This window comes from Oryzihumus sp., assembly GCF_054325275.1.
Map to the genome: position 1 here is coordinate 1 of NZ_JBTCWL010000097.1, position 11902 is coordinate 11902.

Below are 11902 nucleotides of genomic sequence, written 5' to 3' on the forward strand. Positions count from 1 at the left end.
TCGAGGCGACCGGCACGGCATACGCGGTGGGGCCGGGGACGCTGACGACCGGCGGCGGCACGCCCTACCAGGTGTTCACCCCCTTCTCGCGCGCCTGGCGCGCGCACGGCTGGCCGCAGCCGGCACCCGTGCCCAGGCAGCCCCGGTGGGTGCGGCGGGTGGAGTCGCAGGACCTGCCGGCGCTCGACGGCGAGGTGCCGGACCTGCCCGCGGTCGGCGAGGAGGCGGCCCTGGAGCGCTGGCACGCGTTCCTCGAGGACGGCCTGGCCGACTACGCCGACACCCGCGACCGCCCCGACCTGGCCGGCACCTCCGGGTTGTCCGCCCACCTGAAGTTCGGCGAGGTCCACCCGCGCACGCTGCTCGCCGACGTCGCGGCCCACCCCGACCACCGCAAGGCCGGGCCGCAGACGTTCGTCACCGAGCTGGCGTGGCGCGAGTTCTACGCCGACGTGCTGTGGCACCGGCCCGACTCGGCGTGGGCCGACCTCAAGCCGGCCCTGAAGGGCATGGCCTACGACGAGCCGGGCGAAGGGTTCGAGGCGTGGAAGGCGGGGCGCACCGGCTACCCCATGGTCGACGCGGGCATGCGCCAGCTGCTCGCCGAGGGGTGGATGCACAACCGGGTCCGGATGATCGTGGCCAGCTTCCTGGTCAAGGACCTGCACGTGTGGTGGCCGCACGGCGCCCGTCACTTCATGGCGCACCTGCGCGACGGCGACATCGCCTCCAACTCCCACGGCTGGCAGTGGGCGGCCGGCACGGGCACCGACGCCTCGCCATACTTCCGGGTGTTCAACCCGGTGACGCAGGGCCGCAAGTTCGACCCCGACGGCGACTACGTGCGCCGCTACGTGCCCGAGCTGGCCCACGTCGGCGGCGGTGCGGTGCACGAGCCGTGGAAGGTCGACGGCGCCTACGACCACGGCTACCCCGAGCCCATCCTCGACCACGCCGAGGCCCGGGAGGAGGCCCTGCGCCGCTACGAAGACGTCAGGGGCTAGCGTGCCGGGCGTGAGCGAGTCCTTCGTCGTCCCCGCCCGGTTCTGCGGCCCGCCGATGTCCGGCAACGGCGGCTGGGTCAGCGGCCACCTGGCCCAGCTCGTCGAGGGCGAGGAGGGGCAGGGCGCCGGCGCCGTCACGGTGCGGCTGCGCACGCCCCCGCCGCTGGACACCGAGATGGACGTGACCCGCGCCGACGACGGCACGGTGGAGCTGTGGGACGGCCAGACCCTGGTGGCCCAGGCCATCTCGGCCGAGCCGCTGGACACCGCCGGGACACCCACGCCGGTGTCGTTCGGCGACGCGGAGGCGGTCGGCCCGTCATACGAAGGGCTGGCCGAGCACCCTTTCCCCGCGTGCTTCACCTGCGGCACCGACCGCGACCCCGCCGACGCCCTGTGCCTGCACACCGGCCGACTGCCCGGCCACAAGACGCTGCGCGCCGCCGCCTGGCGCCCGACCGAGGTGACCCCGGAGATCGTCTGGGCGGCACTGGACTGCCCCGGCGCATGGGCCTCGGGCATCGCCGGCCGCGCCATGGTGCTGGGCACGATGACGGCGCAGGTGCACGACCTGCCGGCCGTGGGCGGGGAGTGCGTCGTGATGGCCTGGCCTCGTGGCGAGCAGGGCCGCAAGTTCCTCTCCGGCACCGCCCTGTATGCCGCGGACGGCCGCCTGCTCGCGCAGGCCGAGGCCGTGTGGATCGCCATCGACCCCGCCGCCGTGCGCCCCGCGTGAGCGCGGCCCAGGACTCCCGTCGGGAGGCACGTGGCGCAGCCCACACGGAAACGGACACCCCGGCGGAAATATCCTCAAGTCGTTGACCGTTCAACTGTCCATGACGACCTCCCCCGAGACCCAGCACGACCTCGAGCAGTTCGAGGCCGAGTTCGCCGACCAGCTCCAGCTCTCCACCGAGGCTCAGGACCTGCTGTTCCGCGAGGCCCGCACCGCCAACACGTTCACCGACGAGCCGGTGTCCGAGGAGCAGGTCCGCGCCATCTACGAGCTGGTCAAGTGGGCCCCGACGTCCATGAACAACCAGCCGCTGCGCATCGTCTTGGTCCGCAGCGACGAGGCCCGGGCGCGGCTCGTCGACCTCATGGCCGACGGCAACAAGCCCAAGACGCAGGCCGCCCCGCTGGTCGCCATCCTCGCCGCGGACAACGAGTTCCACGAGGAGCTGCCCAGGGTCTTCCCGCACTTCCCCGCCGCCAAGGACATGTTCGGGGGCAACGAGGCGATGCGCCTGCGTACCGCCGAGCTCAACGCCACCCTGCAGATCGCCTACTTCATCCTCGGCGTCCGCGCAGCCGGCCTGGCTGCCGGCCCGATGACCGGCTTCGACGCCGACGCCGTGACCCGCGAGTTCTTCCCCGACGGCGAGCACCGCGCCCTCGCCGTGGTCAACATCGGCAAGCCCGGCCCCGACGCCTGGTTCCCGCGCAGCCCCCGCCTGGACTTCGACGAGGTCGTCACCACCGTCTGAGACGACGCGGCGGATAAGGCATTGCGCGCCGACTGACACCGACCTACCGTCGTGTGCACACGAGAAGGGAGGTGGTCCGTTAGTGATTATTCACAGGACGCGTGAGGTGGCTGAGCGCTAGCCCAGCCCGTTCCCTGGCCCCCTCGGGTGTGCCAGTCGTGGACGGCAAGGGTGACCGCAATCCCAAGCAGTCACCGCAGCCCGTGAGGATGCGCGACTCGTCCATCGCGCCCGGACCGCAAGGCCCGGAGCTCACGGGCTGTTCCATGTGCGGAGCCGGCCTGCGTCACGCAGGCCGGCTCCGTCGTGTGCGGGGGTCAGCGCGGCAGCGCCGCCGCCTCCCGGGCCAGCTGCTCGACCCGGCCCCAGTCCCCAGCCGCCACGGCGTCCTTGGGGGTCAGCCACGACCCGCCGACACAGCCGACGTTCGGCAGCGCGAGGTAGTCGGCCGCGTTGGCCGTCGTGATGCCGCCGGTGGGGCAGAACCGCAGGTGCGGCAGCGGGCCGGAGACGGCCTTGAGGAACTCCACGCCACCACTGGCCTGCGCCGGGAAGAACTTCATCGCGCCGAGGTCGTGCTCGGCCAGGGTCATCATCTCGGTGAGGGTGGCCGCCCCGGCGAGCAGCGGCATACCGCTGTTGAGCGCGGCGGACAGCAGGCCAGCGGGCGACCCGGGAGTGACCAGGAACTGCGCGCCGGCCCGCTGCACGGCGTGCACCTGCGCCGGGGAGGTGACCGTGCCCGCGCCGGTGACCATGCCGGGCACCTCGGCGGCCACGCGCTCGATCGCGGCCAGGCCGGCGGCGGTGCGCAGGGTGATCTCGATGATCCCCACGCCGCCACGCAGCAGCGCCTGGGCCAGCGGCACCGCCTGCTCGACGTCGTCCACGACGACGACGGGTATGACGGGGCTGACGGCGAGCAGCTCGGCCGCGGTCCGGGGGTGGTTGGTCTCGGCGACGCTCGTCATGAAGTGCTCTCCTGCAGGTGGTGGGCGGGCGTGGTGACAGTGTCCACCGCGCCGAAGACGTGGGCGCCCTGGTCGGCGCGGCCGACCAGGTGGCGCAGGCCGGCGAACAGCTCACGCCCGGTCCCGAAGGTCTCGCCGCCCGCGGTGGTGACCGGCTCCCGGCCCTCCCACTCCTGCTCGGCGACGAGGACGTCGAGGGTGCCGCGGTCGGCGTCCAGCCGGACCACGTCGCCGTCGCGGAGCCGGGCGATGGGACCGCCGTGGACCGCCTCCGGCGTCACGTGGATCGCCGCCGGGATCGCCCCGGAGGCACCGGACATGCGTCCGTCGGTGACCAGTGCGACCTGGAAGCCGCGCTTCTGCAGGACACCCAGGGACGGGGTCAGCGCGTGCAGCTCCGGCATGCCGTTGGCCGAGGGGCCCTGGTCGCGGATGACCACGACGACGTCGCGGTCCAGCTCGCGGCGGGAGAACGCGGTGAGGAAGCCGACCTGGTCGGTGAACACGCGCACCGGCGCCTCGATGAGCCGGCGCTCGGGGGCGACGGCGGAGACCTTGATGACCGCGTGGCCGAGGCTGCCGCTGAGCACCCGCAGGCCGCCATCGGGGGCGAACGGGTCGCTGGCCGGGCGCAGCACGTCCAGGTCGGTGCTCGCCGCGGCCGGCTCGCGCCAGGTGAGGGCGCCGTCCTCGAGGGCCGGCATCCGGCGGTAGCGGTCCAGGCCCGGGCCGGCCAGGGTCAGCACGTCCTCGTGCAGCAGCCCGGCGTCGAGCAGGGTGCCGACGAGGAACGGGGTGCCGCCGGCCGCGTGGAAGTGGTTCACGTCCGCGCTGCCATTGGGGTACATCCGGGCGCACAGCGGCACGACCCGCGACAGGTCGTCGAAGTCCTCCCACGTGAGCTGGACACCGGCCGCGGCGGCCATGGCGACCAGGTGCATCGTGTGGTTCGTCGAGCCCCCGGTCGCGAGCAGGGCGACGACGCCGTTGACGACGACCTTCTCGTCCACGACGTGGCCGATGCCGTAGGACCGGTCACTGGCGGCGATCTCGGCGACCCGGCGCGTGGCCTCGGCGGTGAGCGCCCCACGCAGCGGGTCGTCCGGCGAGACGAACGCCGCGCCGGGCAGGTGCAGGCCCATGACGTCCATGAGCAGCTGGTTGGAGTTGGCGGTGCCGTAGAAGGTGCACGTGCCGGGCGAGTGGTAGGACGCGGTCTCGGCGGCGAGCAGCTCCTCGCGGCCGACCTCGCCGGCGGCGTGGGCCCGGCGGACGGAGGCCTTCTCGGCGTTCGGCAGGCCGCTGCTCATCGGGCCGGCGGCCACCATCGCCACCGGCAGGTGGCCGAAGGCGAGGGCGCCGGCGACGAGGCCGGGCACGATCTTGTCGCACACGCCGAGCATGAGGGCGCCATCGAACACGTCGTGGGAGAGCGCGATCGCCGTCGACATGGCGATGACGTCCCGGCTGAACAGGCTCAGCTCCATGCCGTCGCGGCCCTGCGTGATGCCATCGCACATCGCGGGCACGCCACCGGCGACCCGGGCGACCGCGCCGAGGCCGCGCGCGGTGTCCTTGATCTGCTGCGGGTAGTGCTCGAACGGCGCATGCGCGGAGAGCATGTCGTTGTAGGACGTGACGATGCCGAGGCTGACGGCGCTCTCCCCCGACATGGCGGCACGGTCCGAGCCCCCGCAGGCGGCGACCGCGTGGGCCAGGTTGCTGCAGCCGAGGTCGGCGCGGGTCAGGCGCCCGCCACGCTCGGCGGCAGCGTGCTGGATGCGCGAGAGGTAGTCACGGCGGGTCTGCCGGCTGCGCTCACGGATCCGCTCGGTGACGTCGGCGACGACGCGGTGCACGGCAGGGGTGTGGGGACGGCTGGGCATGGTTCTCCTCGCAGGTCGCGGCGGCCCCGAAGGGCTGGCGGCGAACGGCGACGGTGGCGCCCGCAGTCACGCTTGTGACGGCGTTCACGCTAGAGCACGGGTCGGGGTTACCGGCAAGTACGCCCCGCCACGTCCCGCGATCCGGACCGGCAGCCTCAGGGCTGGCGGCGCTCCACCCGCCACGCGGACGGGTCGTCGAGGTCGCCCTCACCGGCCCGGACGAAGACCAGCCGGTCGTGCAGGCGGTCGCGCCGGCCGGCCCAGAACTCCACCTCGTCACAGGTGATGCGGTAGCCGCCCCAGAACGGCGGCACCGGCACGTCGTCGACCCCACCGCGGTCCGGCCACTGCGCCGCGTATCGCGCGTAGGCGGCTTCCAGCCCCTCGCGGCCCTCGATCACCTGCGACTGCCGCGACGCCCACGCGCTGACCCGGGAGCCCCACGGGCGGTGGCCGAAGTAGTCGCGGACCTGCTCCTCGGGCAGCCGGTGCGCCGTGCCCCGGAAGCGGACTGCGCGATACATGGCCGGCCAGGTGAGGGAGGCGGCGATGCCGGCGTTGCCGGCGAGCTGCCGGCCCTTGGCCGACTCCAGGTTGGTGACGAAACCCGGGCCACTGGGGTCGAAGAAGCGCATGAGGACGGTGCGCACGTCGGGGCGGCCGGCGGCGTCGACGGTGGCCACCGACATCGCGGTCGGCTCGGGCACGTCGCCCTCTGCGGCGGCCCGCTCCCGGGCAGCCTCCAGCCAGGCGCTGGCCTGCCGCCACGGTGTGGCGGCGAGGTGCTGCTCGAGCAGTCCCTCACCGAGGTAGTCGTGGCGGTCCGCAGGCGTCATGGGTCGAAGGCTAACGACCCTCGAGCACGGTGAGGCCGAGCTGGGCCGCGAAGGCGGGGGCGAGGTCGTAGAGCTGGGACTGGGCGATCGTCGCGCCGGCCAGGCTGGTCACGCCCCTGGGCGCCCGCAGGTCGGCACCACTGAGATCGACCCGCTCCAGGCGGGCGCGGGAGAAGTCGGGCTCGACCAGCTGGCAGCCGTCGAAGCTGACGTCGACCAGGGTGGCCTCGGCGAAGTCGACCTCCCGCAGCACGGCTCCCTCGAACCGCACGTCCTGCAGGGTCGCCCCGCGCAGGTTGAGGTAGTCGACCTTGCCCCCGCGCACCGCGACCCGGCGCAGGTCGGCGCCGAACGCCTGGACCGCCGCCAGACGCGGGTCGCTGACCACGACGTCGAGCCAGGAGGTCTCGGCCAGGTCCGGCGCCACGCCCTGCAGGTCGGCGAGGACGCAGTCGGCGAAGCGGGCCCCGCGCAGCCGGGTCTCGTCCAGGCGGCAGGCGTAGACCCCGCACTCGAGGAACCGGGCGTCGCGCCCGTCCTGGCCGGACAGGTCGAGGTCACGCAGCTCGAGGGCGTCGTACTCCCCTGCCTGCTCCAGGCCGGCGTCGCCGAAGGGCTCGAGGTCGGGAAGGTCGACCTCGAGGCGGCGGGGGGCTCGTGCCATGGCGGACTCCTTGTGCGGGAAGGGCGAACGGTGTCCTCCACACGGACCGCACCGTTCGCTCGACGCGGGACACGGTGCAGAATGGCAGGCGCCCCCGACACCGCGGTCGGGTGCAGGGACGGAGTGCTTTGATGACCGACAGCGACTTCAAGCCCGGACTCGAGGGTGTCATCGCGTTCGAGACCGAGATCGCCGAGCCCGACAAGGAGGGTGGCGCGCTGCGCTACCGGGGGGTCGACATCAACGACCTCGTCGGCAAGGTGTCGTTCGGCAACGTGTGGGGGCTGCTGGTCGACAACAAGTTCAACCCGGGCCTGCCACCGGCGGAGCCCTTCCCCCTGCCGGTGCACACCGGTGACGTGCGCGTCGACGTGCAGAGCGCACTGGCCCAGCTCGCCCCCGTGTGGGGCTTCCGCCCGCTGCTCGACATCGACCCGGCGCAGGCCCGCGACGACCTCGCCCGCGCCTCGGTGATGGCGCTGTCCTTCATCGCGCAGTCGGCCCGCGGGCAGGACCGCCCGATGGTCCCCCAGCGCGAGGTGGACAAGGCGCAGACCATCGTCGAGCGGTTCATGATCCGCTGGCGCGGCGAGCCCGACCCGCGCCACGTCGAGGCGGTCGACGCCTACTGGGTCTCCGCGGCCGAGCACGGCATGAACGCCTCCACCTTCACCTCCCGCGTCATCGCCTCCACCGGCGCCGACGTCGCCGCCTGCCTGTCCGGCGCGGTCGGGGCGATGAGCGGCCCGCTGCACGGCGGCGCACCCTCCCGGGTGCTGCACATGATCGAGGGCGTGGAGTCCTCCGGCGACGCCACCGCCTACGTCAAGGACGTGCTCGACAAGGGCGAGCGGCTCATGGGCTTCGGGCACCGCGTGTACCGCGCGGAGGACCCCCGTGCGCGTGTGCTCCGCGCGACGTGCGAGCGGCTCGGCGCCCCACGCTTCGAGGTCGCCGCCGCGCTGGAGAAGGCCGCCCTGGAGGAGCTGCACGCCCGCCGCCCTGACCGGGTGCTGGCCACCAACGTGGAGTTCTGGGCCGCGGTGCTGCTGGACTTCGCGCAGGTGCCGGCGTCGATGTTCACGCCGATGTTCACCTGCGCCCGCACCGCCGGCTGGTCGGCGCACGTGCTCGAGCAGAAGCGCACCGGGCGCCTGATCCGGCCGTCGGCGCGCTACGTGGGCGACGGCCCGCGCCCCGCGGAGGACGTCGCCGGCTGGGACGCGCAGGTCGCCCCGGGTCACGCCGGCTGAGACCTCCGTCCCACCCGGCGGACCATCGCGTCCACGGGCTGGACGGTTTGCTTGAATGGGTCGCACCTGACAACGGCGTCAGAACTGCCGCAAACCGCCTCTGACCCGAAGGACGTCCCGTGACCGACGCCGCCATCACCATCCCCGCCGAGCTGCTGCCCCAGGACGGCCGGTTCGGTTCCGGCCCGAGCAAGGTCCGCCCCGAGCAGGTCGACTACCTCGCCTCGCTCGGGCGCACCGTGCTGGGCACCTCCCACCGCCAGGCCCCGGTGAAGAACCTCGTCGGGGAGGTCCGCGAGGGCCTGCGCGAGCTGTTCTCCCTGCCCGAGGGCTACGAGATCATCCTCGGCAACGGTGGCTCCACGGCGTTCTGGGACATCGCCGCGTTCGGCCTGGTGCGCGAGCGCGCCCAGCACCTCGCGTTCGGCGAGTTCTCCAGCAAGTTCGCGACCGTGACCGACAAGGCGCCCTTCCTGGGCAGCTCGAGCGTCATCAAGGCCGAGCCCGGCACCCTGGCCGCGCCCGTCGCCGAGGCCGGGATCGACGTCTACGCGTGGCCGCACAACGAGACCTCCACGGGCGTCATGGCGCCGGTCCAGCGCGTCGCGGGCGCCGACGATGACGCTCTCGTGCTCGTCGACGCCACCTCCGGTGCCGGCGGCCTGCCGCTCGACATCACCCAGAGCGACGTCTACTACTTCGGCCCGCAGAAGTGCTTCGCGGCCGACGGTGGGCTCTGGCTCGCCGCGTTCTCCCCGGCCGCCCTGGCCCGGGTCGACGAGATCGCCGCCACCGGCCGCTGGGTGCCGGACTTCTTCAGCCTGCCGACGGCGATCGACAACTCACGCAAGAACCAGACCTACAACACCCCGGCCGTCGGCACCCTCGCCCTGCTCGCCGAGCAGGTGCGCTGGATCAACGGCAACGGCGGCCTGGACTGGGCGGTCAAGCGCACCGCCGACAGCTCCTCGCGGCTGTACTCCTGGGCCGAGGGGACGGCATACACCTCGCCGTTCGTCGCGGACCCGGCCGCGCGCTCCCAGGTCGTGGGCACCATCGACTTCGCCGACGAGGTCGACGCCGCAGCCGTGGCCAAGGTGCTGCGCGCCAACGGCGTGGTCGACGTCGAGCCCTACCGCAAGCTGGGTCGCAACCAGCTGCGGGTCGCGATGTTCCCCGCGGTCGACCCCGAGGACGTCTCGGCGCTGATCGCCTGCGTCGAGCACGTGGTGGCCCAGCTGGGCTGAGGTCCCACCCCCGCCGGGATCGACGAGACCCACACCACCGACGGGTTGGTGTGGGTCTCGTCGATCTCGCGGGGTGGTCCGCGCCCGGATCAGACCTTGGCGGTGGTGGCCACGAGCGCCACCCACAGCCCACCCGGCGCGAAGGCCAGCGGCTTGCCGGTCGCGTCGGTGAACGTCGTCGGCGCCCCGGCGCTGGGCCGGGCCCACCGCCCCTCGATCCGCCTGCCGTCACGGAACAGGACGACCCGGCCCGAGCCCACGGTGTGGGTGTACTGGGAGGGGTTGCCGTTGACGTCGATGTCGCGGCGGTCCGGCACGATCGAGCAGAACTGCACCAGGACGTTGGGCTTGCCCAGCACCACCCCGCCGGCCGTGGTCAGCCTGCGCCCGCCGATGGTGCGCACGTAGCGGTGCCGCGCGGCGTCCCAGACGAAGGTCACGGTGGTCGCCCCGACGGACGTGCGGACCTGCGCGGCGGCCGGCGCCGAGGCCAGCCGCGGGTCGCTGGAGGCGAAGCGGAAGCCCACGTCGCGCACCCCGTCTCCCTTGACCCGCTTGGCCACCACGGCCAGGTCGGCCACGAGGTTGTAGGGCGCGGGACGGGACCGGTCGCGGCTGAAGCCCGGGCCGCCCCGGTCGTTGACCACCGTGCGCAGCGGGGATCGGTCGATGATCGGGAGCACCGGCCGGGCGCCCCCGGAGAAGACGAGGACGACCCGGCCGTACTGCGCGAGCAGCTCGGGGTCGCTGGTGCGGACGCTGCGCACCGCCTCGACCCGGGGCCGGTGCCCGGAGAAGACCGCGAGCATGCGGCTCAGCCCACCCTCGGCCTGCTCGAGGTAGATCACGTCGGCCTGGTCGATCCCCCGCGAGGGCCGGCCGTTCTCGGTGTCGTCGACCTTGACCGCGATGACGGGGCCGGACGGGGGCGCACCCAAGCCCGTCAGCGGGTTGACCGCCGGCGCGCCGGCCGTGGTCGTGGCGGAGCTCGGCGGGGTGCTCGGCGCGGCGGCCTTGCGCGGGCTGCCGCTGGAGCAGCCCGTCACGCCGGCCATGGTGACCGCCAGCACCACGGTCCCCGCCCAGAACCTGGGCAAAAGGTGCAGACCGGACGGGTTTCGTGATGACATGTCGGGCCCCTCTGCGCAGCGTCCCACGGCGCCTGCAGCGTATGCCGGGTGGCTGGGGAAGTGACGGATCTCAACCGCGTGGCGGCAACCGTGACTTCCTCCGAACCGCCTCGTTGGTCCTGTCGCAAGCCCCGGGGGTGGGGAGCTGAACCAGCAAGGAGACGAGTCGTGAGCAAGCACGGACAGGCACGGACGGTCATGATCCCGTGGCGGCGCATCTGGGCCGCGGCGCCCGCGGTGGCCCTGATCGGTGGTGGAGTCGCCCTCGCAGCGCTCGGGCACGCCCCCGACAGCGCGTCGGCGGCCAACGCCTCGGGCACCCTGGTCAAGGTCCCCGAGTTCATCATGGAGGACGCCGGCTCCCCGCCCATCGCCCCGTCCCGGGTGGCCAAGGGCCTGGGCATCCGCCCCGGCACGAAGTCGACCAGCTCCGAGGCCGTGGTCATCGACCGGTCCGGCGTCCCGGCGCAGGCCCTGTCGGCCTACCGCTCGGCCGAGCACCTGATGCGCACGGCCGACCCGAGCTGCCACCTCGACTGGCCGGTGCTCGCCGCGATCGGCAAGGTCGAGAGCGACCACGGCCGCTACGGCGGCAGCAGCCTCAACGACCAGGGCATCGCGACGCCGGGCATCTACGGCATGGAGCTCGACGGCACGCACGGCACCGAGCGGGTCAAGGACACCGACAGCGGTCTCTACGACCAGGACGGCATCTGGGACCGCGCGGTCGGCCCGATGCAGTTCATCCCCAGCACGTGGCGGGCGATCGGCACCGACGCCGACGCCGACGGCTTCAAGAACCCCCAGAGCATCCAGGACGCGGCCACCACCACGGCCGCCTACCTGTGCTCCGGCCGGGTCGACCTGCGCCAGTCGAGCGACCTCTACGGCTCGCTGCTGCGCTACAACAACTCCGACTCCTACGTGCGCACCGTCGAGGCGCTGGCCGAGGCCTACCGCAGCGACGTCAACGAGCTCCCGGCCTCGTTCCTGCCCGCGGCCTTCGTGGACCAGCCGCAGGGCCCGCCGAAGCCGGGCCAGAAGCCCTCGAAGAAGCCGCACATCCCGACGGTCGGCAAGAGCCACCCTTCGTCCTCGGACTCCACGACGAGCAAGACCCGGAAGCCGGGCACCCCGAGCTCGAGCACCACCAGCCCGAGCGACACGCCCTCCTCGCCGTCCTCGCCGTCCACCTCGCCCTCCAGCGGGGGTGGCGGGTGGCCGCCGATCCTGGGCGCCGGGTCCGGTACGCCCAGCCCGACGACCGCAGCGGTCAGCCCGACCTCCATCCTCCCGACCACCGTGTCCGACCTGCCGCTCAGCGCACCGGCGTCCGGCTGCGCGTCGCTGCTGGACGTCTCGCTCTGCAGCCCGGTCTGACCGGGTCATCACGACGACGGGGCCGGCGCCACCCAGGAGGTGGC

The 11902-nt window shown here is 73.3% G+C and carries 11 protein-coding genes; 6 read left to right on the forward strand and 5 right to left on the reverse strand.

All coding sequences use genetic code 11. From position 1 onward, the window contains the following. From ACXVGS_RS17745 to ACXVGS_RS17755, 3 genes are all read left to right on the forward strand, one after another. Positions 1-1004 (forward strand): cryptochrome/photolyase family protein (locus ACXVGS_RS17745; RefSeq protein ID WP_458537276.1); only part of this gene is annotated, 1004 nt, incomplete at its 5' end. A 10-nt stretch (positions 1005-1014) separates the two neighbouring features. Then, on the forward strand, positions 1015-1740 hold the full coding sequence (locus tag ACXVGS_RS17750) for a hypothetical protein (protein ID WP_458536137.1): 726 nt from the start codon (positions 1015-1017) through the stop codon (positions 1738-1740). A gap of 82 nt (positions 1741-1822) precedes the next feature. Beyond that, the gene (locus tag ACXVGS_RS17755) at positions 1823-2491 is read left to right on the forward strand and encodes a malonic semialdehyde reductase (protein WP_458537277.1); all 669 of its coding nucleotides are present in this window, start codon (positions 1823-1825) and stop codon (positions 2489-2491) included. A 317-nt stretch (positions 2492-2808) separates the two neighbouring features. On the opposite strand, the gene eda is transcribed toward ACXVGS_RS17755, so the two are convergent. The 4 genes from eda to ACXVGS_RS17775 all read right to left on the reverse strand — a co-directional run bounded on the left by eda (position 2809) and on the right by ACXVGS_RS17775 (position 6848). Continuing rightward, positions 2809-3462, reverse strand: coding sequence for a bifunctional 4-hydroxy-2-oxoglutarate aldolase/2-dehydro-3-deoxy-phosphogluconate aldolase (gene eda / locus ACXVGS_RS17760; RefSeq protein ID WP_458529775.1), 654 nt, complete (start codon positions 3460-3462; stop codon positions 2809-2811). Beyond that, positions 3459-5348, reverse strand: a complete 1890-nt coding sequence (edd, locus tag ACXVGS_RS17765) for a phosphogluconate dehydratase (protein WP_458537278.1) — start codon at positions 5346-5348, stop codon at positions 3459-3461. The genes eda and edd overlap by 4 nt, the downstream gene beginning before the upstream one ends. Positions 5349-5503: 155 nt before the next feature. Continuing rightward, entirely contained in the window at positions 5504-6184 is a 681-nt protein-coding gene (gene pdxH, locus ACXVGS_RS17770; RefSeq protein ID WP_458529777.1) for a pyridoxamine 5'-phosphate oxidase, read from the reverse strand. A 10-nt stretch (positions 6185-6194) separates the two neighbouring features. Next, positions 6195-6848 carry a pentapeptide repeat-containing protein gene (locus ACXVGS_RS17775; protein ID WP_458529778.1) on the reverse strand — a complete coding sequence of 218 codons (654 nt, stop codon included), beginning with the start codon at positions 6846-6848 and terminating at the stop codon, positions 6195-6197. A 131-nt stretch (positions 6849-6979) separates the two neighbouring features. Between ACXVGS_RS17775 and ACXVGS_RS17780 the strand changes: the two genes are divergently transcribed. Both ACXVGS_RS17780 and serC read left to right on the forward strand, forming a co-directional pair. Next, positions 6980-8101 carry a citrate synthase 2 gene (locus tag ACXVGS_RS17780; protein ID WP_458532618.1) on the forward strand — a complete coding sequence of 374 codons (1122 nt, stop codon included), beginning with the start codon at positions 6980-6982 and terminating at the stop codon, positions 8099-8101. Positions 8102-8220: 119 nt separating this feature from the next. Then, positions 8221-9348, forward strand: coding sequence for a phosphoserine transaminase (gene serC, locus ACXVGS_RS17785; RefSeq protein ID WP_458537279.1), 1128 nt, complete (start codon positions 8221-8223; stop codon positions 9346-9348). A gap of 89 nt (positions 9349-9437) precedes the next feature. Here the strand turns inward: serC and ACXVGS_RS17790 are convergent, their stop codons facing one another. Further along, positions 9438-10394 carry a DUF3048 domain-containing protein gene (locus tag ACXVGS_RS17790; RefSeq protein WP_458537280.1) on the reverse strand — a complete coding sequence of 319 codons (957 nt, stop codon included), beginning with the start codon at positions 10392-10394 and terminating at the stop codon, positions 9438-9440. Positions 10395-10646: 252 nt separating this feature from the next. On the opposite strand from ACXVGS_RS17790, the gene ACXVGS_RS17795 reads away from it, so the two are divergent. Next, the gene (locus ACXVGS_RS17795) at positions 10647-11858 is read left to right on the forward strand and encodes a lytic transglycosylase domain-containing protein (protein WP_458529782.1); all 1212 of its coding nucleotides are present in this window, start codon (positions 10647-10649) and stop codon (positions 11856-11858) included. Positions 11859-11902: the final 44 nt, after the last annotated feature.

Coding starts and splice junctions, on each gene's coding strand:
- eda (WP_458529775.1), bottom strand. CDS start 3,462: ATGACGAGCGTCGCCGAGACCAACCACCCCCGGACCGCGGCCGAGCTG.
- pdxH (WP_458529777.1), bottom strand. CDS start 6,184: ATGACGCCTGCGGACCGCCACGACTACCTCGGTGAGGGACTGCTCGAG.
- ACXVGS_RS17775 (WP_458529778.1), bottom strand. CDS start 6,848: ATGGCACGAGCCCCCCGCCGCCTCGAGGTCGACCTTCCCGACCTCGAG.
- edd (WP_458537278.1), bottom strand. CDS start 5,348: ATGCCCAGCCGTCCCCACACCCCTGCCGTGCACCGCGTCGTCGCCGAC.
- ACXVGS_RS17780 (WP_458532618.1), top strand. CDS start 6,980: ATGACCGACAGCGACTTCAAGCCCGGACTCGAGGGTGTCATCGCGTTC.